Below are 21720 nucleotides of genomic sequence, written 5' to 3' on the forward strand. Positions count from 1 at the left end.
CCATGGTCAACCTGCTCGACATACGCGCGACGCTGATCGCAGAGATCGAGAAGGAGAATGATCTTCCGTGCCATGTCGCAGCTTTCTCCGCTTGGATCATGGCCGATCATCAATCACTTCGCCAATATGTGAGTAGTGCGATCGGATTTACCGGGCAAGCTCGGCATCCGGAACACGTCGCGGCACTTGGTTACGGAGCCGCAGGTGGATTGCTGACCGCGGACGAACGCGACGCGTTGTGCAGCGAACTCACCCATTTGGGCGGACGTTCATTCTTCGCAGCAGGGCGCCCGCCAAGATTCGAGGTCGACGGAGTAGCTCTGCTTGGAGTAGCGCTCGGTGTTGCGGCTCTGGCAAAGGAAATTGATAGCGGGTGGCTGGCCAATCTGTTGACACGTTCAGAGAAAGAAGTGTCCAGCGACTCGTGGCAGTTGGGGCTCGTGAGGTCGGCAAGACTGTCGATCGGCGAGACAAATTTGCGGATTGTCCCGCCTGACCTGGCCGTTGCCATGCACGCGAGAAACATCGGAGAGCTTAATGATGATGACCTTGAAGCGGCTTGGGGGACTACCGTTCGCCTAGAGCCACATAATGCAGGGTCGGCACGGGACGCGGTCCGGCTTTCCGTTTTTGACTTCGCGTTAGCGCGACGAGGCCAGATATCCCTCAAAGGTACAACCCAGGCAGACCTGATCAGTTTGCTGGAAAACGTGTCACGTTCAATGCGGCATTGGACCTTTGAAACTCAGCCCCGCACCGCAAAGTCGGCAGTCGCGAAATGGGAAATTGAAAACGAGTATCACGTCCAGAACTTGCTCTGGGCGGTGCTTGCCCCCGTATTTTCCGATCTTGAAGACGAAGAGAACCTACCTTCGGTTGGTCACAAGAACCCTCGTGCTGACCTCGGCATTCCGTCTTTGAGGACAATCGTAGAAGTGAAGTTTATGCGCAGTCCAGGGCAAGCTGCTTGCGCAAAGGTCATCGAGGAGATCGCAGCGGATGCCAGCCTCTACCTAAGTCAGAACAAGCCGACAGGCTATGACAGTATCATCGCGTTCGTTTGGGATGACTGCGCCCAAACCGAGCAACATTACGAACTCAAGACTGGGCTGGAGGCTATCAAGGGTATTACGGCGGCGATAATCCTGCCTCGGCCATCCAAAATGGCGCGCACCTTGGCAACAGAAACAGGGAAGGCCGCCCTGCGGCGGCCTAAGTAATTGTTATATCTCGCATTCTATGGAGTTATAACAAAAGTGGTTGCGGGGGCGCGCAACCACCGAAGTGCAAACTCGCTTATTGTGCCGGTATAGGAGAGCAGGTTCACCATCGACTAGACCGGAGGGCAACCACATTCATCTGAAACGCGCGTAGTGCCACAGCGCCGCTCCAGCTTCCGCGCGGGAGGTGACTTCAAGATGCAGTCTGTCAGGCCGCCTCTTCCGACTGACCATTTTCGCACGCAACGCAAGTGGCGGACGGCTAAGCTCGATCAACCGTCCGCACGCCGAAATCGACCTGCCCGTGGGCCAATAACCACTATAACGCCCGCCGGCCACACACCAGCCTCGGTGGCCTCACGCCCACGAGTTCGAAATCCGATCCACGAGGGACCACAGCGAGAACAGGGTCCAGCTATGACGAGGGCAAACAGGGAGCAACGTCAACGCGGAAGCGGGTCGCGTCGTAGCCGCGGTCTGCCACCAGATGTTTGAAGCGGGTCGCCTCCTCGACCGATTCGTCGGCGGCCCTGATGCCGGAGGTGTTGCCGGGCGTAAGCCGGAGCGCGATCGGCCTCCCGAGGACATCGCAGATCGCGTGGATAATGGTCGTCCGGCCGTCGCACGAGACGCCGATCACCCGGACCTTAGCGCCCCTTACCGCGATGGCCCAACCGACGCGCCTTAGCGTAAGTGCTGTCCAGGTAGTCAACCTTCGCCACCGGGTTCTGCTCCGCGGGCGCCGCCAGCAGTCGCCGGAACACGCCACGCCACCTCCAGCGGTTCTACCGATTGTAGACAATCGTCGTGGGACCGTAGGCCGCCGGCACGTCTTGCCAGCGCTATCAAACTTCAGCATGTGGATGATGCTCAAAGTCACTCGGCGGCCGTCGACCCGCCGTGCTCCAGGCTGGTCCTTCGGCAGATACGACCGACCGCCGCCCATGCCTCGATTGATTCTCGGGCGCCTATAGATTTGTAACTTTGGCGGTGATGCCGCTGCTGCCCGACTTTAGAGACCCGTTCGATTCCACTGCATTTTCCGCAACCGTTATGCTAGCCAATTCTGCGGTGACAATGGGCACAGGTGCGCCGGCCACCTCTCCCGCAGGCTCGGAAGCCCGATCATCAGCCCCTTCCTTCGCTTGCTGCTGCTTCCGAAGCTCTGCGAGAGCATCCGTCATCTGCTTCATCCACCCGGCGAGTTCAGTCTCGAGTACCCTTTCCGTAAGCACGACGAGCATCTCGGCGTTATTCGGAGATGCTCTCTCCGCTGGCGACAAGCCCAGCCACCAGGTGCGGATATTCTCAAGATCAGTCGCCGTTTGATTGTAGGCACCAAGTGTGAACTCGAGCTGTCTGCGGCCGAGAAAAGTGGCAATAGCACCAACCAGAGAACTAGTGAGTGCTATCCAGACTTGGAAATCAATCGCCGCAAGCACCGTTCCCACACCACCGATCAATAATATTGACCAATTCAACGCTTTTATTTTACGCTCCAGCTTCCGCGCCTTCTGTCGATAAAAGCGCCGCTGATCTACGAGTCGCACTTCGATATAACCCTCGGGCGTTAAATCCTTTAACCGATTATCCCCATCGGCATCCTTCAACACCGAAGGTAGTTCATCCAGACAGGGCGTAATCGCCGCCATGTTCGTCTCAGTGCGGATGAGGCGATGTGTGATATCCCCGATGCGTTGCGTCAGTACCTGTGCGCGTCCACTGCGGTGCCGGTATTCGCCCGTCCCAGTCCGGTACCGGAAGATCTCACGCTTGACAGCCTCGGCCGCGGCCCGGAGCAGCAGCCACCTATCGCCTTGGCGCAGTCGATTGGCGGCGGCGATGAAGATGGTGAGTAAAGTGGATACGATTACGACGACCGCGTATGCGGTCCGGTCGACAGCCAGATAAGCGGCGGAGGCATCCGCTGCCGGCTCCGGAAGCCATCGGTCCTTTGCGATCGCCACGAATGTAGCAATGACACCGAGACATAATGCGGTGAGCTGAATACGTCCAAAGCTTACTTGGTGTCGCACCGATGCGGCGTCGAGTTCGGCAAATCGGGACCACGCTTCTTTGAGTACAGGACTCGCATTAGGTTGATTTCGAACATATCGATCTGGATCGGCATCCGGGGCGATCAACTGGCGCATGGATCGCCTGAGGCCTTCCACAGAAGCATTCGAGGGGAAGAAGTGCAGGTCGCCTTCGGCAAGAATCTCGCATATGAATGAGTCGACGCTCCCGTCGAACGTCGCGTGCCGGTACCGAGCAAGCTCGTCGGCTACGCCGCCACTTCCTCCTATAATCAAAATCGGCCAACCGCGTATTGTCGCCTGTCTTATTTCCCGCAGCGTGAGTGCGCCACCCCCGGCGACGATCTGGAGGACCGGGCAACTCCCGCCTAACGTAGCGGCCACATCGTACATAAGATCAACTTCATCTCCCCAGTTTTGACCTCGAGCGAGAAGAAAATGCGAGTGATGCGGCTCTAGCGGCGCGCCGTCTGCTACACCTCCGCCGGCAAGATCAGGGTGACGAACCCTGCCGGCCGGCGCGATACCGATGAGCGGAAACTTCGATTCAGAGTCAGCGAGGGCGCGACCGAGCATGCGCATGACCCCAGCGTCCGTGCCGCCATCGATGCAGAGCGCGCGCGTCTCGCCTACCGCGGGCGCAATAGCCCGCGAGAAGAGCTCGGTGAGCCGTGGCTCTATTGAGGGGTCTAGATTACAGGCACCGCCGGCCATGATCAGCACGGCTTCATGCTTGGGTAAATCAAGCGCCTCGACAAGCGCGTGAACCCTGTCCGCCGGCTCGGCAACGAGGCAGAGAGCCTGACGTTGGCCCGAGAATGAAATTGGACCTATTGCTATCATTGCATTGCGCTAAAGTCGTCGCTAATCAGGTTACACCCAGCACGCCAATTAGGCTATCCGCCAGCGCATTGTTTCCGCCTCTGCAAAGGGAGCTGCGTGAGGCGGCAGCATACGCGACGTCAGGTGATCCTATCGAAATAGGGCCGGACCCATCTAGTGGTTAGAACCTGACGGAGCATTCCCTATAGGGTCGTACTGGGAGGGTCTCGGCGGATGCGCGAAGGTATCACCGCCGAGGTAAGCGCCGCAGACCGTGCCCGATTGGAAGCGGTCGTCACATCGGAACAGCCCGCAGAAGCATGTCCGGCGGGCAGACATCATTCTTGCGACGGCCGACGGCGCGGGAACCACCGAGATCATGCGTCGCACGGGCAAGTCCAAGCCCTGCGTCTGGCGCTGGCAGGCGCGGTTTATGGCCGAAGGCGTGGAGGGCTTGCTGCGCGACAGGACGCGACCCTCGCGCATCCCGCCACTCGGGTCGGACGTGGCGGAGCGCGTGGTCGCGCTCACCCTGGCCGATCCGCCGGCCGAGGCGACCCACTGGACCGGCGCGATGATGGCGAAGGTCGCCGGCATCAGCGTTTCCTCGGTGCAGCGCATCTGGCGCTCGCACGGCCTGCGGCCGCACCGCGTCGAGTGGTTCAAACTCTCCAACGACCCGCAGTTCGTGGAGAAACTGCGCGATGTGGTGGGGCTTGGTGTCTACCCTCGGGCTTGACCCGAGGGTAGACCCGCCGGCCCACGCGATCGTCCTCTCCGTCGACGAGAAGAGCCAGATCCAGGCCCTCGTCCGCACCTAGCCCGGCCTGCCCATGAAGAAGGGACGCGCCGGCACCATGACGCACGACTACAAGCGCCATGGCACCACGACCCTGTTCGCCGCGCTGAACGTCCTGGACGGAACCGTCGTCGCCCGGAACATGCAGCGCCACCGCCACCAGGAGTTCATCCGCTTCCTCAATGCCGTCGAGGTCGCCGTGCCAACGGACAGGAGCGTTCACGCCATCCTCGACAACTACGCCGCGCACAAGCATCCGAAGAGCCTGCCCTCGGGCTTGACCCGAGGGTCCGCGCCTGGCTCGACCGCCACCCGCGCTGGACCTTCCATTTCGTGCCGACCTCCTCCTCCTGGCTCAATGCCGTCGAGGGCTTACTCGCCAAACTCTCCAGGCGAAGGCTCCAACGCGGCGTCTTCCACTCCGTCGTCGACCTCCAGGCCGCCATCAACCGCTTCGTGCGCGAGCACAACACCTGAACCCAAGCCCTTCACCTGGACCACCGATCCCGACGCGATCATCGCCGCCGTCAGGCGCGGGCATCAAACGTTGGATTCGAACCACTCTCATGTCCGCCATTACCGGATGCAGGCGCGTGAATTCGTGGCTTGCGCGCAAGCGCTTGCTCGTGCTCTTCCGGGCAGGGCAGGAGGCGCGGTCGTCGAAACGACGGCTGATCTACTCTGATGCGCGGGTCGGAACCGCATGACCTTTGGTACGTCGCGGAGCTGCCTCGGTCTAGCAGCCTGCGTCCGATCGTTGATCCGGCAGATAGTGGATGCGAGGGTTCTCCTGACCGCGACCGCGCCCCCAGCATTGCCCGGAAAGAGCGTGTCGGATGGTTCGCTGGCGCCTCCCTTGGATGCGGCCACGCTTTGCCCGATCAGCCTGCCGGCATCGCCTGCCGAGCGATGGCCAGACGAAGCCGGTGAGTTCGCGGGCGATCGCGGTGGTGATTACATTGGCCGGCTCGCCGGTCTGCGCGAGCCTGCGATAGCGCGTGCACAACCGAACCTGCCCCTTCCAGGCGATGTCGCGGATCAGCTTGGGTTGGTTCTCCTGCCGCAGCAGCAACTCGCGGCTGAGCCGCGCCGGCAAGCGATAGCTCCAGGCCGCCTCGATCAAGAGCCGGCGGGCGGCTCCGTTGCCGGCCTTGGTGATGCCGCCGCGCCTGACGTTCGCGCCGCTCGAATGTTCGGACGGCACCAGCCCGAGATAAGCCATCAACTGGCGCGGATCGGCGAAGCGCGAGAGGTCGCCCAGTTCGGCAATCAGCGTCGCCGCATTGACCAGCGCCATGCCGCGCATCGTCTGCAGCGCCGCCACGACGGAGGCCAGGGTCCAGTCCGGAAGCATCGTCTCGATCTGTACGGTCAGCCGATCACAGTGCGTCTCGGCAGCTTCAACTGCCGCGATGTAATCTTCCAGCACGAGGTGATGCACCGCCTGCTCGAACTCGATCCCTGCCAGCCAACGACGATGCATCTTGGTCCAGGCCGGCCGACCATAGTGGCATCCCTGGCGCAGCAAAAATCCCGAGAGTTGCTGACGTGCTCGCCGCAGGCTGTGCACCGCGTCGAGCCGCGCACGGACGAGATCGCACCTCGCCCCGGTGGCCGCTCTCCGCCAACGCCACAACGATGCTCTCCTTGTGAACATCAAGCCCGACGTAGGTGATACGATCCGCCATGACCCGTCTCCCGATGCATGAGGCTGGGCACCGGCCTATCCGGCGCAGCCCTCGTTACCTGCATACTGTGAGACGGGTCGCCCGTACTCAGGCGGACATGTGGTCTAGTATGTGCCAACATGAAAAAATTAGGTGGAGGGATCCTAGTGACCTTGCATCGCCCTACCTCGCCCACTGCCCTCTTCCCCGCCTTCACCATTGCTATGTGTTTGGTGGCACCATCGTTGGCCGCAGAAGAGCTCCCGCATTTTTTTTCAAATCTGGACGGCTGCGATGGTTCGTACGCCGCGACGCCAGATGGCGCCGGCGGCTGGATTGCAGTAGGAGGGCAGGATCGCGCCGACCCTGCGCATAAAGCAGCTCTGATGCGCCGCGAGGATAGCGGCGGCTCAACTATTTTCGAGCGCCATGTCATGGCACGAGGCGCAGAACGTGCGGTCGTCTACGACGTGCTTCGTCTTCCCGACGGCGATCATGTTGCGGCCGTCTGGGCCCGCCCCCAAGGCGCAGCAGCGGACGACTGCTTTGTGTTGCGCTTCCGCGCCGACGGCAGCGAAGCATGGCAGGCGTTCCAGGGCGGCGACGACCATGAGAGGTGCTATTTCGCCCAACAACTCCCATCGGGCCGCCTAATAGTGGGTGGACGCTACGAGCGGCTTGGCTCGCCCTGTCAGGGACCGGTTCAGGCCGCTGTGCGGGAGGTCGATAAGACCAGTGGCACTGCGACCGGCGCACCACGCTATGCGCAGGCAGCGGGGGCGCTACGCAGTGCCTTCCAGAGCGCCGTCACAGTGCTGGACGGATCGACAACTTTTGTAAGCTGGGCAACCGACCAAGCTCGCGGCGACAACGACGCTCGCGCCGTGCGGATCGCCAGCGACGGGCGGCGCGCATCGGACCGACGCTGGGGCGCGACCGGAAACTACATCGCGTACCGCGTCGTCGCTCGACCATCCGGCGGCGTAATCCCGTTCGGCAGTGCAATGCTGATCGAGGACGAGCCAACCCGCGGGCTCGCCGCCGCGATTGACGGAGACCGCCGGCAGGTCTGGCTACGGACGTTCCAGGATGACGACGGGGGCGACGATCGATTCTACGGAGGCGCTATCGGCCGAGATATAGGAATTCTGGCGGTCGGCACTAGCTCGGCAAGCACGATTTCGCCCCGTCACGGCTGGCGAGTGGAGCTCGACCCGGGGGGTGATTTACGCAAAGGCCGCGTGGTGAGCCTGTTGACTTCCGGTTCGCAGTACGTCGCGCGCTGGCTGCGCGACGGGGAGTTGCGTGTGGTCGGCACCGTACGGCCGAGCGGGCGCGGCGAGGATGACGCTTGGGTGGTTCGCCTCTCTGGCAGGGTGCCAGCGGCGGTCTCAGATCACGCTTCGATACCCCTGCCTGCTAAATTCGCAACCCAGGACCGGAGCGATCTTGGACAGGATCTAGGTCGACTCAATGTCACTCGGCCGACCGTGACGGCGGGCCAACTCAACCCGTCCGAGATTCGCCTTTTCACGTTCACTCTGGCTAAGGGCGAACGGGTGGAGATAACGCTGATCCCATCAGATCGCGATGCCGACCTCGTCGTCGTGCCGTCTAAGGGTGTGCCCGTCGGTTCCTGGGGTGGCAATCAGGCGGCGGAACTAGTCGTGGTCGATTTGGCCGCCGGTCAGCATGCCATCCAGGTTGTCGGCGGCGCGAACCCGACGGGGTTCCGTCTATCGGTTCGAATCGGCTCACAGCTGCGGCCCACTCCGGAGGTGCTCGCCCTTGAGGCGAGTTGGGATGATGAAGTTCGTCGGCTGACCGAGCGTGGTCTCGAACTACTGGGCTATGACACCGGGATGGTCGACGGGATCTTCACCGCCGCAACTCGTAAGGCCATCGCAGCTTTCCAGGCTAGCCTGAACGCCGCTCCAATCGGCTGGCTGAGTGATCGCGAGCGTCTGATGCTCGCCGTCGCAGCGGCCGAGGTTGCCGCCGAATTGGCCGATGCTGCAGCAGCACGGGCGGTAGCCGCGGCTGCCGGTCCGTTCGCGGCTGTGGCGGAAGCCGACGAAGGGTTCACGAAAGGTGAGTTCGGAGGCGATATGGTGCATGCCGTTGGAAAATTATCTGACGGAGCGACTTACCAAGGCCAGTGGCGTCAAAGCAATTTCACCCTACAGCCGGACGGGTTCGGCGCCCGCCTTGAGAAAGACCGGGAATTGGCTGGCGAGTTCGCGAAGGGGGAGTTGAGCGGCTACGGTGTGCTGCGCGTGAAGGGCGCTGTAGAACTCACCGGCGAGTGGCGAGCGCAGGGCACCACGTCCGTTCCGTATGGTTACGTGCTTCAGACATTATCCTCAACCCCGACCGGAGGTTTCTGGACTGACGCTGTGACAGGCAAGCCGGAACGGGCCATTCCCTAGCAGGCTGTTGAAAAACCCGATGACCGGCGCCGGTTGGGCATGATTCACTCGGTCGTGCCGATGACCGGGAGAGGGATCGATGCGGGGTGGGGATAGCCGGTCTGGGGAGCTGTTCTCTTACGTCGACCTCGAGGCGCGGGTCCGTCGAGACCATCCGCTTCGGGCAATCCGCGAGATCGCGAATGCGGCTTTGGAGACGCTGAGCGGCGACTTTGCGGTGCTCTATTCAGGGCTGGGCCGTCCGTCGATCGCGCCGGAGCGTCTGCTGCGGGCGATGCTGCTGCAGGCCTTCTACTCGCTCCGCTCGGAGCGCCAGCTGATGGAGCGGCTGGAGTACGACCTGCTGTTCCGCTGGTTCGTCGGGCTCGGCGTGGACGATGCGGTGTGGGACCACTCCACCTTCTCCAAGAACCGCGACCGGCTGCTGGAGGGCGGCATCGCCGCGCGGTTCCTGGCGGCGGTGCTGGCACAGCCGCGGGTCAGGCGGTTGCTGTCGAGCGAGCACTTCTCGGTCGACGGCACGCTGATCGAGGCCTGGGCCTCGCTCAAGAGCTTCAAGCCGAAGGATCCCGGGGACAGTCCGCCGGAGGGTGACGGCGGTGCCGGTGGCCGCAACGCGACGGTCGACTTCAAGGGCCGGAAGCGCTCGAACGAAGCGCATGCCAGCACCAGCGACCCCGACGCCCTGCTGTATCGCAAGGGCCCCGGGATGGAAGCCAGGCTGTGCTTCGTCGGCCACGGCCTGATGGAGAACCGTTCCGGACTGATCGTCGACACCCCTGACGAAGGTCTCCGGCCATGCCGAGCGGCTGGCGGCGCTGGAGATGATCGAGGCGCGCGGCGACCGGCCGCGGGCGCTCACGCTGGGCGCCGACAAGGGATACGACACCAAGGACTTCGTGATGGAGCTGCGCGAGATGAACGTGCGCCCGCACGTCGCGCAGAACACCAGATCGAGGAGGCCTTCGGCTGGATCAAGACGGTCGCCGGCCTGCGCAAGGCCCGCTTCCGCGGTCGCGCCCGCGTCGACCTGGCCTTCACCTTCGCGGCCGCCGCCTACAACCTGGTGCGGCTGCCCAAGCTGCTGGCTGGAGCCTCGCCCTGACTGCCGCGATGGGGACCGCGCCGATGGGCTGCCGGCTCATCGGCCAGTGGCGGATCGTCGAAGCCGACCTCTGGGATGACGACTATCTCGACCTGGTCGCGCTCGCGCCGGCGACCCTGATCATCGAGCCCAACGGCCATGGCGAGATCGCCTTCGGGGCCATGCAGGCCGGTCTCGACCTCGAATACGCGCCGTCCATGGTCTTCTTCACCTGGGCCGGGTTCGACGAGATGGACGAGGTCACCGGCTCCGGAGTGGCGAACGGCTCGACCACCCCTCGATCGAAATCGATTTCACCTACCACCTCGGCGACGAGGCCGTCCTCAAAGCTGTCCAGGCGACTTCTTCAACAGTCTGCTAGCGGGATGCAGCGCCAAGCCAGATATTAATGCTGTCCGATTGGCCGGAGCCATCGACTACTTCCAAGCGGATCGCCCCACTAACCGAAGGGTGCCAAACCCGCTCGGCATCTGTGGATGCAGGCCCGAGAGGATCCCCATCGACCAACCAGCGATAGGGGGGCCGGCCGCCATGTGCCCGCAAATTGACACCACGCTGTGCTCCTGTGAGCTCGGCGCCATCAAATGGCATGTCGATGATGGGACGCTCTGGCGACGAGCTTGGCGTGAATCGAACGAGGCGCGTTGGCAGATTGCCACGGGTGGTCAGCACACTTCCCTCCAGCGGAGGGCCCGCTGGATCCGCTACCGGATAGGGAAGCAGGTCAAATATCCGGAAAAGCAGAGGCGCTGCTGTCGATCGGCCAACGTGCCCTACCATCGCCGCGGCATCCGGGCGGCCGGTCCATACTCCAACGGTATGGTCCGCGTCGAAACCAATGGCCCATGCATCCCGCAACCCCGCCGAAGTCCCGGTTTTATATGCAACCCGACGACGACCGCCAATCTGCGTCGCGGCCGGTCCATCGGGTGGGCGCATGTCTGCGAGGATGTTCGCAACGGCCCACGAGGCTTCTGGCGAAAGCAGAGGGTAAGCAGCGGCCGTTGGTTCGTCAGGCATGTAGCGTAGCGGCTGGAGAAGACCACGGTTCGGAAGCGCCGCGTACAGGGTGACGAGATCGGTTAAACTGATGCCGCAGCCGCCCACCGCGACCGCGAGGCCCGCGTCCGCATCGAGCTGCGGCAATCGCAGCGGCGTCCCTGCCGCCCGGAGACGCGCGAGTAATCGCTGCGGCCCTAACGCATCAAGAATGGCGACAGCAGTGGTATTCAGCGACCGTAGCAGTGCATCATGAACCGATACCGGTCCGCCGAAGCCCGGTTCGAAATTGCTGGGTGCGTAGCGCCCGTAGCGGACCTGACTGTCATCAACCAAGGTGTCGGGGTGAACTAGCAGTGTCTCAAAAGCGAGACCATAGATGAATGGCTTGATCGTGGAGCCGGGCGACCGGATCGCACGGCTGAAGTCAAACGCGCCGGCCCGAGCGGCATCGGCGACATCTGTGGATCCGATATGGGCAATCACCGCTCGGTCGCTATTGCGGACCACAATGGCGGCGAGATTCGCAGCCGGGTCGAGGGCACCACGGTATGCCGCAACACGCCGCTCGATCTCTCGCTGTAGCACACCATTAATCGTCGTGTGAACCGGGCCGGTGACCTTGGCCTGATGGTGGAATGCGGCTGTGAGATGCGGAGCGAGGGCCGCCATCGGACGACGGGCAACCGGCACTGGCTCACGACGAGCGGCGGCCGCGTGTTCCCTGCTCAGTATGCCCGACCGAACCATGCGATCGAGTACCCGGTCGCGCCCTGCGCGCGCAGCCTCTGGACGACGATCGGGCCGGCGCCCGGGCGCTTGCGGTAACGCAACTAGAAGCGCCGCCTCGCCGGCGGTGAGATGCTTTGGTTCCTTGCCGAAATAGGCTAGCGATGCCGCACGCACTCCCTCCAGATTACCGCCGAACGGGGCTAGCCGAAGGTATAGCTTTAGAATTCCGGACTTGCCATAGCGCCGTTCGAGAGCGATGGCCGATCTCATTTGTCGAAGCTTTTCTACCAATGATCGCTCCCCACCCTGATCGAGGAGCCGCACGGTCTGCATCGAAATCGTGGATGCGCCGGAAACAACTCGACCATGCAGCACAAACTGCCACCCGGCACGCACCAAAGCGATTGGATCAATGCCTGGATGAACATAAAACCGGCGATCCTCATAGCCGACTAGCATGTCCAAGTAGAGTGGCGAGACTTGGTCAAGATCCACCGGCAAGCGCCAGTATCCGTCCTGTGTGCCGAACGCACGCAGGAGCTCCCCGTCCGCACCTCTGACTTCACCGGAGACATCTCGCGCACGGTCGAGGTTTGGCGCAACCCCGCTACAGAACCACAGGGTGCCGACCCCGACACCGATCAAGGTCAGAATGTAGCGCACACATCAACCTCCCGGTGAAACCGTGACCCGGCTGGCTGTCGTACCGCCAGCGAAGCCAGCATCCTGCAGGCTCTCGATGGCGAGACTCGGCCAGATGAATTCCCCGGCGTAAGCGGCCCGCACCACATAGGCGAACCGGAAACCCTCCCTTGCGCGGTCCAGCTCGATCAATGCTAACAGCCGATCGTCATGGGCCTCGCGTCGCAACACGGCGGTATTATTCCCAGAGTCCAGCTGAAGCCGTGCTCGAGCATCTGGTGAGAGCGCGAAGCCTGCACGTATGTCAGCATCCTCGATATGCCAACCGGCCGGCAGAAAATCGGTGAGAACCGCTAGCCCTTTACCGCCCGCCTGAGCTACGCCTTCAATTACGACACCGAGAAGCTCATTGCGATCGAGCTTTATTGTCAGAGGGTCAATCGGTCGATCCGGGTCGACCCCATCGCGCAGACGATACAGTTGCCGGCCTATCCGGAATCCGGCGTCGGTGACCGAACCTGGTATCTTAGTTGATATGCCGCGGACCGAAAGTTCATGCACGAGTTCCTCCTGACTCCGGTTATCGATATCGATCGACCGATTCATCGATGCGAGCCGAAGTTCAGGTGAATTCCAGCCACCCTGCGCAATTCTGTGCCGCTCTCCATTAATACTAATGTCTATGGGTGCCGATTTCTCCGGCGCAAGCCGGATCTGGCTCAGCGCCAGCTTGGCCCGGGTTTCAAGGCCGATACGAGGATTCTTGTCGGTCGCCGCGCGGGTCGCCGCAAGCAATTTTTCCATAAGCGCCCCCCTGGCCTTAGTGCTAGAAAGCCCGTAGACGAGATCGACGAGCATTGACATCGGCTGCTCTCGCGCTTGGCCGATTGATGCCGCAAGGGTCTCAAGGCCACCTTTACGATCGACAGAGAGTCCGTACTCTTGCAAGGCCGCCATGGCGAGCACGCGACCTTCGAGGTTCGCGTTCATGTCGCTTTCCTCGCAAGCTTGACGGAGCCCGTCGATATCTGTGAACGTCGCGTGACCTAGACGAGCCAAGACGAATACCTGATAGGCATCGGTCGTGGTGCAATCAGAATAATCCACCGCTTGCTGCAGATAGTGGCTCACAGAAGAGATCGCGCGGGGCGGAACTGGTGCGCCCAGATCTCGCGCACTTGCCAGCACGTCCGCAATGTAGCTGGCACGAGCGTCGAAGCTCGAAAGCCGGTCACCGGGAAAACTGCGGAAGCCGCCATCCTTGCGCTGAAGAGCAAGCAATTCGCTTAGGGCACGGCTCAACTCAAGCCGCAATGGTCCTGACGCAGCAGTCCATCCGCCGCTTTGTGCGACGGGCACCAGCAAAAGGGCAACCCGGCTGGCGAATTCCTCGGCGGCCAATGCCGGGCGGCTGACCTCGTCCTGGAACAGCTGATGGTCGAGGCTGGACATGCGCCCGATCCGGTGCCGCAGTCGCACCGTCGTCGGAACCATGTCGGTCGCGACCCCCTTAATCGCATCCTTGGTGAGCATCAGGGATCGCCCCGGAGCGACGTGGGTGCGCACGGTGCGAGTCGTCGGCTGCACGGCCGGACGCACTGGGATCTCCCAAGTTCGGGCGACGTCGAACGAATTGTCACGGGCACGCAGGCGCATCTCGATCCGGGCTAAATCCAACTCAAGAGATGCGTCGATGGCAACCGCTTCCATTCGAAACTCGACGCGCTCTCGATCCCCTTCAGTGAGATGCAGCGTACGCTGCGTTTCTCCCCGAAGCCGGACAGGCCCAGTCGCTCCAATCGTCAGATGATAGTCTCCAGCAGCTGCCCGGAAATTGTGGAGGTCAATGGCGGCGTTGACTGCATCACCTGGCGCTATGAAACGCGGCAGATCGGGGCGTGCCACTACCACGTCGCGAACCAGTACGGCCGATCGCGCCACGGCCGACTGGTCGGCAGTCCAGGCGACCGCAATCAGTTCGAGCCTCCCAAGAAAATCGGGAACGTCCACGGATAGCCGAACCCGCCCTTGCGAGTCGAGCGCCTGGATCCCTGAAAACCAGACAACCGGCTTCGGCCAAGTGTAATCGAGCCCCCGCAGCGGACCGAGGCGGTCGCCGCCGGACCGGATTGCAGCTGCCGCCCCCTCATGCACGATCATGCGGTTATAGTTGTCTAACAGTTCGAGAGCGAGTCGCCGCGGCCCAAAGAAGTACCGATCGGGGCTTGGTGGTAGATAGTCCGTTAGACTGAGGATGCCGGCATCGACCGCCGCCAATGTTACAAACCCAGCCGCACCAGGGCGTAGCCCAGTTACCCTGATCGTTACAGGCATGTCGGGGCGGTTCGGCGAAGTCGTAGGAGCCGCATCGATCGAAACCGATGGTATGGCGCCCGGATCCCGAATCCCAAAGTTCGCGACGCCCACAGCCCGAGCGGGGTCCGGCCCGGGCTTCGCTGGGTCCAGACCGCGAAAGACGGTTGCGAGAAGGTAAGGTCGCGGGCCCCAGTTCGACTCAACTGGAACTCTAACCGTGAACGGCTCGGTGCCAATCTTGCGATTAATAACCTTATGCACCCGGTCGGACAGCACAGCCAGCATCAACTCGCCGGCGAACTTCGCCTCAATGCGAGCCGTGATAGTCTCACCGGGGCGGTAGTGCTCATTATCTAGAATGATCCGCACCAAATCGGGACGTCCAGGGACGTTTCTGGCACCCTCGAACCCTTGAGTGAACGATAACTCGGAGAGTGCACCCCTAGTATCGACCACCTTCAAATAGTAACGACCAAGCGGATCATCAAAATTGAGCACCGCTGCGTTGCCGGCTGCCGTCGCCGCCACCTTGCCGCGGCGGAGGAGGCGTCGCGTTAAGTAGACCCCATAATCCGACGCATAGTCGTCTCGGTGACGGAGCCACTGGAACTCCTCTTCTTCCGCGTACAATTCCCATTCAAGTCGCCTCGCGACGCGGCGGCCATCCGCATTGAGCGCCACGATCTCGATCTGAGTCGCCGGCATCATCCCGCTTGCGTCGCGAGCGCGGAGACCGATCCAATGCCGGTCGGTGTGCCGGACCTTCAGCGTGAACTCCTTACCGACGCTGCCGCCGTCGGTGTCATCAATCTGCACGCGCAGCCGGGCCTCCAATGGCACTGGCGTGTCCGGCAAGGTATCGAGCATAACCTCGGCCCGTGTCTCGCCTTGGGCTGAAGTTCGAGCGAGAGGCAGCAGTGGGCCCGCCTCGCTGAAGGATTTCTCTTCAGGGCCGAACCGGTAGTGCTGGTACTCGGAGAAGGGCAGTTCCGCGCGGCGAAGTGTGAGGCGGTAGAGCCCAGTTAGGTCCACAGCAGGAGCGCCATAGAGATAACGCGCGCGGACCGCAATCGGGAGTGGCTTGCCGGCTTCTAACGAAGCATCCGTCGGCCCGGCGAGTTCCAATTCGATCCGGTTGGGGACGAATGCTTCCACCTGCAAACCCGCCTTGCCAATAATGGTGTCGCGGCCGGCCCGGACTTCGATACGCCAATTCCCGTGCATCGCAGTGCGTGGCAGGCTGAGCGGAAGGTGTGCGGCCCCCGCCTTGAACTCGGTCACCCGCAGGTCGCTCGAAATTGTTTCGTCAGGCGCGACCAGTCGGAGCTGCAGCGGGGGCGGATCAAGCGCCTCCGCCCGCTCGTTCCGGACCATGAGCATCGTATGGACGGTCTCGCCGGGTCGGTAAATGCCGCGCTCGGTCCAGACGAACGCGTCCATAGGACCGGGTGCCTCGCGTCCGGCAACGCCGCGGTCGCTGAGGTCGAGGCCATCGCCGTCCGCGTCCAGGAAGGTGAAGTCGCCGTCTGGGCTAAACGCGAGAATTCCCCGCAGCCGGTTTCCCAACACGCCGCGGGCGAGACCCGGATCGAAGCTGGCCAGTCCGTCACCGTCGGTCAGGCCTTCCGCGAGCACGCGATTCGCTTCCGCTACGAGTTGCACGCGCACATTCGGCACCGCCGTCCCGTAAAGCAACGAGCGGGCAATGGCGTGGACGCCACTTGGACCTCTCAGGACCTGGATGCCTAGATCAGTCCGGACGATCCATTGCGTCGGCAGCGTGTACCAATCCATGTCGTAAGGAATCAGCTCATCGGCCAAGCTTTCGGATGCAACGATCTCTAGCGGGTTGCGCGTCAAGCGCCGTGGCGTCGCCACGACAGCATAGACACCCGGCCCGAGGTTCGCAGGCGAGCCATCGTCGAGGAAGCCGGGTGCAAAGGTGCCAGTTGCGCCAGGGGACCAGCTGGCGCGAGCTGCGAGAACGTCACCAATCGGCAGCGCCGTTGTCTGCTCTAGATTGCGCGCGCCGCCCAACTCGACATTCCCCCACCAGACTAGCCGACCGGCGTGACTGGCGAGCTGATCCAGCGCCGAATCCGACAAGTTCGAGTTGACATTGCCGATAGCGAGTTCGTTGATAAGTTGACGATCGGTGACGTGGAACAGAAGGAGCGTGGCTTCCTTAATGTTGACGAAGCTCAATGGCACAGAGCCGCGGCCGTTAGTTGGCAAGACCAGCGTGTCTGATTTGAAGGCTAGATCGGGTTCGCGATCTCCAACCTCGATTGTCTCAGTCGTTGCCTCGCCGAGTGTCCGGCCATCGGCCGCTGCGAGGTCCGCGGCGATGGCGATCTGGTAACTGTCACCATGCCGCAGGCCATAAACGCAGATGTTTTCTCCCGAAACGGCTATATCCACTTCCCAGGGCTTGTCGGCGCCCGGGGTTAGCCGCTTCACCTTAATCCAGCGCCGGTACTGATCGAAGCGCGCTTCGTCGAGCGGTGCACTAAACCTTATGCACCAGCGCGGATTTGGTATGAACTGCAGAGGCTCCGGGGTCCACTCGATCTCGAGCTTGTCCTGGCGGGTGCCTTTTAACTCGGCCAGCAGGCGGTCGAGGGCTGGGTCGGTGACAAACCGCCCGACCTCAGCCCAGACACGGATGGCGGCGTCGCGACGGCCAACCTGCTCAAGCTGACGAGCGAGCAGCAACAGAGCTTCTGATGCCACAGCATCGCTGCGTGAGCCGGGCCGCGTCGCATTCAAGAACGCGGCGTAAGCGGCCGCAGCCGACTCAACCGCCTTCGAGTCGTATTCACGCCATGCGCGGCCAAGACGCAGCCAGGTTTCGGCGTCTTCGGGGCGCTGCGATATGAGCGCCTCATAGGCCCGAATGGCTTGCTTCCACCGCTTCGAACTTTCTGCCTCTTTGGCCGCGCGAAGGTGCGTTGCGAGACTCTCTCCGGCGGCAGGGGTTCGACTGCTCAGCCGTTCCCCATAACGGGCCGCGTCGCCCGCCACATCGCTCAATTCGAGAGCGCTCACGGGGAAGACGGTAGCTAAAGACAGGCAGATGCCTAGCAAAAATCGGCGGAAGCCGCTGGCTGCCGCCTGCGTAACAGACCGTACCGCGGTGACCCGCATTACTTCCTCCTGTTACTCTAAACCCCTACAGTAGCGCCGATGTCCGTGCATCGATATAACCAGAATGCGGGGTTAGGATGACGAGCAAAAAACCCGCGGCATTCCTTAGCTACGTGCGCGAGGTAGACGTTCAGGGTGATGTTACGCGCCTTCGGGTTGCTCTGGAGCAGGCTGTCCGCGAACACGGTTGGGACGAATTTACGATCTTTCACGACCGGGTCGACATACAGTTGGGAGACGATTGGCGAGAGCGCGTCCTACGATCGCTCGCGGAAGTGCAGATCCTGATCCCGATCATTTCCCCTGGGCTCCTCAAGAGCGAGGCGTGCCGCTTCGAGATCAAGACGCTCTTGGAGCGCGAAAATGCGGCCGAGGGCCAATCTCCGATGATCCTTCCGATCTACTTCGTTACCACTCCGGCCTTCGAGCACGATCCGCGTACGGTGGACGACCGTGTAGACGACGAGCTCGTTGAGGTGCTGTCCGAACGCACCTACCTCGACTACCGGAAACTCCGTATCAAGCCGAGCAGTGACGAGGCTTACAGGGCCGCGATTATTGGCGTCGCGGGCCGTATCGCAAAATTACTGGAACAGCTGACAAAGGCCCAGGATCAGCAAGTGGCGCCGGTCAAGCGGGATCCGGAGCAGAAGGCGGACGTACCCAGTGGACACAAGAAACTGAAGGGTGGCCGGAAGAGGCGGTCGATGCTTGCTACCAGTGTCGTAATCTTCTGCGCCTTGGGAGCAAGCGCATTGTGGTGGTTTATGGGAGACACCCTGGTTGAACCGAGGTTGCTGCAGCATAAGGTCGAAGTTTATCCGCTGTCGGATAGTTGCGTCGTGCAGCGGTCGACGCAAGCGTATCGTGCGCCGGACCCTTCGGCAATGCTAGGCCCGTTTCTGAGCCCGGGCGAGCGAATTGACTTAGTCGGCCGCGTCGCTGACCCTCCCTGGCTCGTATCCAGCGAGGCTGACGGCCGTCAATTTTACTTTCCAGAGCACGCCTGCGCACGTTAATGCCTAGATGTTTGGTCCCGGAGTTTGATGGTGCGGATCATGGATGAACCTGGAGGGGTCGTCTGTCCAGGCTTTGCAGATCGCTTCGTAAGGCGTGAGGCCGCGTAGGGTCTTCAGGCGGCGGGCGAAGTTGTAGGCGGCGACAAAGTCTGCGAGATGCTGCCGGAGCTGGTCGTGGTTGTCGTAGTGGAAGCGCTTGACGGTCGCGTCCTTGATCGTGCGGTTCATCCGCTCGGCTTGGCCGTTATCCGGTATGTGAACTGCGGTGCCTTCACGTCCGGCTGTTCTCCTCGGGAGACGGCTCTATGGTGAGCCCATCTGGGACGCGGGGCACCGGGAGCACGAAGGTGCGGGCAGGCCGTCGATAGACCCTGGGCTGTGAGCCCGAGCTCGTTACATGGCCGCCCCTTGCGACTTTCCCGGATGCGCCGCGAGCGCGGATCAGTAGATGTCGTGTTGCCCGCCAGCTCCCGTCTTGACGAGCCAGAGAGGGAGCAGCCATGCGCATCATCGGATTGGATATCCACCGAGCTTTCGCGGAGGCGGTGGCCTGGCAGGACGGCAAACTCAAGCGGCTGGGGCGCATCGACATGCGTCGCGATCGGCTCGCCGCCTTCGCCGGTCAACTCTCGCCGGACGACATCGTGGTCGTCGAGGCGACCGGCAATGCTGCGGCGGTGGCAGCCGTCATGGCACCGCACGTGAAGCGGGTCGTGATCGCAAACCCGAAACAGGTGCGCTTGATCGCGCATGCGAAGATCAAGACCGACACGATCGACGCGGGCGTCCTGGCTCAGCTCTATGCGAGCGGGTTCCTGCCGGAAGTGTGGGTAGCCGACGAGCCGACCCAGGCACTGCGCCGGCAGGTCACGCGCCGCAACCAGATCGTCCGGCAGCGATCCAGGCTGAAGAACATCATCCAGTCGATCCTGCACGCGCATCTGGTTCCGTCCTGCCCTCACGCCGACCTCTGCGGGGCGAAGGGCCGGGTCTGGCTGGTCGAGCAGGTCGTGCCGGAGGACGAGCGGCTCGCCATCGAGCGGCATCTGCGCGAGTTCGACCGGCTCGGCGAGGATCTTAAGGTAATCGAGCGTGATCTCGCCTTCTCCGCCCTGGCGGACGAGGGTGCCAAGCGACTGATGACGGTCCCCGGCATCGACATGATCGTGGCGCTCGCCATGATGGCGGCCATCGGCGACGTGACGCGCTTCACAGCGCCCCGGAGGCTGGTCAGCTACCTCGGCCTGAACCCGAGCGTGCATCAATCGGGGCCGGGACCGGCCTACCACGGACGGATCACCAAGCAGGGCCGCGGTCATGCCCGCGGCATGTTGGTCGAAGCCGCTTGGGCGGCTGCCCGAGCGCCGGGCCCTCTGCGCGCCTTCTTCCTGCGGATCAGGGCGAGACGCGGCCAGCACGTGGCGGCCGTCGCGACCGCCCGCAAGCTCGCGATCGTGATCTGGCACCTCCTGAGCAAGGGCGAGAGCTACGTCTGGGCCCGTCCTTCGCTTCACGCAAAGAAGCTTCGCGATCTCGAGTTGAAGGCCGGCTACCCGGCGGCCCGCGGCCAGAAAGGAGCAGCCAATGCCTACAACATCAAGAACCGCCGGGAAGAGGAGCGGCGGTGGGTCGAGCAGGCCGAAACAGCCTACGCCCGCTTCGTCGCGGGCTGGACTCCGCGAGGGCCAAAGAAGGTGCGCACCGGCGCCGCAACCGAGGTGCGACGATAGAGGCTGCGCGGCAGGGCCCGCACCTCACGCCCTGCTCTTCGCCACGCGGTCGCCAGTGCGCCGATAAATAATACCGGAAAATACCAAGAGACCCCTTGTCGATCACATCAGTGGTCCAGGGATGGTAGGGCTTGGTCAAGCGGTGCTCGATGCCATTGTCGATACAGACGCGGCCGAAGATGTGGCCACCCGGCGAGCCGTGACCGTGGCTGTCGCGATGCTTGGGCAGGTCGGCGAAGGCTATCCCATTGTCGGTGAGCACGGTGTGGATCTTGTAGGGGAAGGCCTCGATCACGTTCCTGAGGAAGGCCGATCCCGCCATCTTGCCGGCCTTGTCGTGGAACTCGACGCAGGTGAATTTCGAGACCCGGTCGATGGCAAGGAACATGATCAGCTTGCCGTCGGCGTGGCGCAGCTCGCAACTGTCGATGTGGACGTAGCCGATCTCGTAGGTCTTGAACCGCTTGCGCTGCTCCTTGGTCTCCTCGACCGGCAGCCGGGAGATGCCGTGGCGCTGCAGGCAGCGGTGCAAGGCGCTGCGGCTGAGGTTGGGGAGGCGTCCCTCAGGCAGCCCAACACGTCGTCCAGCGGAAGCAGGGTCTTCTGGCGGAAGGCAACGACGATGGCTTCCTCGGCGGGCGTCAGCACCGTGCTCTTCGGCGCCCTCGGACCCATCGGCGCATCGGCTGTCGTGGTCCGCTTGCGCCACTTGCGCACGGTCTTGGGATTCAGGCTGTAGCGGGTGGCAAAGGTCCGGCTGCTCTCTTGCGACGCTTGGAGTTCGCTACGAATACGCGGCGTCGTGCGGGCGCTGCCGTGAAGAACGCTTCCCAAAATGCATCCTCCTCCTGACGCCTCAGGATCGATGATGCACCATCAGAATCCGGGACTACACACCTAGACAGTCAGACGGCGCAGGAGCGCTCGTCACGGGCAGTCTCCACGCATGGGTTCGAGGAGCCCTGTCAAACGGCGTTCAAAGCTGACCCCGTATCGGCTTGCAATATTGACCCCCTGAAGTGCTCGCTGCCGTCCTGGGTGATGCGGAGCCGTAGGC

At 62.6% G+C, this 21720-nt stretch carries 10 protein-coding genes and 5 pseudogenes; 8 read left to right on the plus strand and 7 right to left on the minus strand.

The features are described 5' to 3' along the window. Window positions 1-2 precede the first annotated feature (2 nt). The gene (locus ABIE65_RS25680; protein ID WP_185926912.1) at window positions 3-1220 is read left to right on the plus strand and encodes a PD-(D/E)XK nuclease domain-containing protein; all 1218 of its coding nucleotides are present in this window, start codon (window positions 3-5) and stop codon (window positions 1218-1220) included. Window positions 1221-1522: 302 nt separating this feature from the next. Further along, window positions 1523-1690 (plus strand): annotated as a pseudogene (locus ABIE65_RS27920) (hypothetical protein); the annotation flags it as partial. Here the strand turns inward: ABIE65_RS27920 and ABIE65_RS25685 are convergent. Together ABIE65_RS25685 and ABIE65_RS25690 are read right to left on the minus strand one after the other, a co-directional pair. Then, on the minus strand, window positions 1636-1860 hold the full coding sequence (locus ABIE65_RS25685; RefSeq protein WP_354081624.1) for a transposase: 225 nt from the start codon (window positions 1858-1860) through the stop codon (window positions 1636-1638). The pseudogene ABIE65_RS27920 and the gene ABIE65_RS25685 overlap by 55 nt on opposite strands. Window positions 1861-2188: 328 nt before the next feature. After that, the gene (locus ABIE65_RS25690) at window positions 2189-4099 is read right to left on the minus strand and encodes a DUF4231 domain-containing protein (RefSeq protein WP_354081625.1); all 1911 of its coding nucleotides are present in this window, start codon (window positions 4097-4099) and stop codon (window positions 2189-2191) included. A 213-nt stretch (window positions 4100-4312) separates the two neighbouring features. On the opposite strand from ABIE65_RS25690, the pseudogene ABIE65_RS25695 reads away from it, so the two are divergent. Then, a pseudogene (locus tag ABIE65_RS25695) lies at window positions 4313-5433 on the plus strand (IS630 family transposase); the annotation flags it as partial. Window positions 5434-5790: 357 nt separating this feature from the next. Here the strand turns inward: ABIE65_RS25695 and ABIE65_RS25700 are convergent. Next, window positions 5791-6474: pseudogene (locus ABIE65_RS25700) on the minus strand (IS110 family RNA-guided transposase); the annotation flags it as partial. A gap of 315 nt (window positions 6475-6789) precedes the next feature. Here ABIE65_RS25700 and ABIE65_RS25705 point away from each other — a divergent pair. From ABIE65_RS25705 to ABIE65_RS25715, 3 genes are all read left to right on the plus strand, one after another. Then, on the plus strand, window positions 6790-8973 hold the full coding sequence (locus ABIE65_RS25705) for a peptidoglycan-binding protein (RefSeq protein ID WP_354081626.1): 2184 nt from the start codon (window positions 6790-6792) through the stop codon (window positions 8971-8973). Window positions 8974-9052: 79 nt separating this feature from the next. Beyond that, a complete protein-coding gene (locus ABIE65_RS25710; RefSeq protein WP_354081627.1) occupies window positions 9053-10078 on the plus strand; it encodes an IS5 family transposase in 1026 nt (341 codons plus the stop codon). Window positions 10079-10101: 23 nt separating this feature from the next. Further along, window positions 10102-10467, plus strand: coding sequence for a hypothetical protein (locus tag ABIE65_RS25715; RefSeq protein WP_354081628.1), 366 nt, complete (start codon window positions 10102-10104; stop codon window positions 10465-10467). Here the strand turns inward: ABIE65_RS25715 and pbpC are convergent. Both pbpC and ABIE65_RS25725 read right to left on the minus strand, forming a co-directional pair. Further along, window positions 10436-12472 (minus strand): penicillin-binding protein 1C, encoded by a 2037-nt coding sequence (gene pbpC, locus ABIE65_RS25720; RefSeq protein WP_354081629.1) that lies wholly within the window; start codon window positions 12470-12472, stop codon window positions 10436-10438. The two genes, ABIE65_RS25715 and pbpC, sit on opposite strands and share 32 nt — an antisense overlap. Window positions 12473-12475: 3 nt before the next feature. Beyond that, window positions 12476-17914 (minus strand): MG2 domain-containing protein, encoded by a 5439-nt coding sequence (locus ABIE65_RS25725; protein WP_354081630.1) that lies wholly within the window; start codon window positions 17912-17914, stop codon window positions 12476-12478. Window positions 17915-17991: 77 nt separating this feature from the next. Here ABIE65_RS25725 and ABIE65_RS25730 point away from each other — a divergent pair, with 77 nt between their 5' ends. Then, a complete protein-coding gene (locus ABIE65_RS25730) occupies window positions 17992-18933 on the plus strand; it encodes a toll/interleukin-1 receptor domain-containing protein (RefSeq protein ID WP_354081631.1) in 942 nt (313 codons plus the stop codon). A 3-nt stretch (window positions 18934-18936) separates the two neighbouring features. Here ABIE65_RS25730 and ABIE65_RS25735 read toward each other — a convergent pair. Next, window positions 18937-19179: pseudogene (locus ABIE65_RS25735) on the minus strand (integrase core domain-containing protein); the annotation flags it as partial. Window positions 19180-19448: 269 nt separating this feature from the next. Between ABIE65_RS25735 and ABIE65_RS25740 the strand changes: the two are divergent. Further along, window positions 19449-20663: an IS110 family RNA-guided transposase gene (locus tag ABIE65_RS25740; RefSeq protein WP_502918578.1), complete on the plus strand. Its 1215-nt coding sequence runs from the start codon at window positions 19449-19451 to the stop codon at window positions 20661-20663. Window positions 20664-20775: 112 nt separating this feature from the next. On the opposite strand, the pseudogene ABIE65_RS25745 reads toward ABIE65_RS25740, so the two are convergent. Further along, a pseudogene (locus tag ABIE65_RS25745) lies at window positions 20776-21497 on the minus strand (DDE-type integrase/transposase/recombinase); the annotation flags it as partial. Between the last annotated feature and the right edge of the window lie 223 nt (window positions 21498-21720).

The sequence above is a fragment of the Constrictibacter sp. MBR-5 genome (assembly GCF_040549485.1).
GTDB lineage: Bacteria > Pseudomonadota > Alphaproteobacteria > JAJUGE01 > JAJUGE01 > Constrictibacter.

Bases quoted from the DNA above. Each gene is read 5' to 3' on its own strand.
- ABIE65_RS25730 (WP_354081631.1), top strand. From the start codon at position 17,992: ATGACGAGCAAAAAACCCGCGGCATTCCTTAGCTACGTGCGCGAGGTA.
- ABIE65_RS25710 (WP_354081627.1), top strand. From the start codon at position 9,053: ATGCGGGGTGGGGATAGCCGGTCTGGGGAGCTGTTCTCTTACGTCGAC.
- ABIE65_RS25725 (WP_354081630.1), bottom strand. From the start codon at position 17,914: ATGCGGGTCACCGCGGTACGGTCTGTTACGCAGGCGGCAGCCAGCGGC.
- ABIE65_RS25715 (WP_354081628.1), top strand. From the start codon at position 10,102: ATGGGCTGCCGGCTCATCGGCCAGTGGCGGATCGTCGAAGCCGACCTC.
- ABIE65_RS25680 (WP_185926912.1), top strand. From the start codon at position 3: ATGGTCAACCTGCTCGACATACGCGCGACGCTGATCGCAGAGATCGAG.
- ABIE65_RS25690 (WP_354081625.1), bottom strand. From the start codon at position 4,099: ATGATAGCAATAGGTCCAATTTCATTCTCGGGCCAACGTCAGGCTCTC.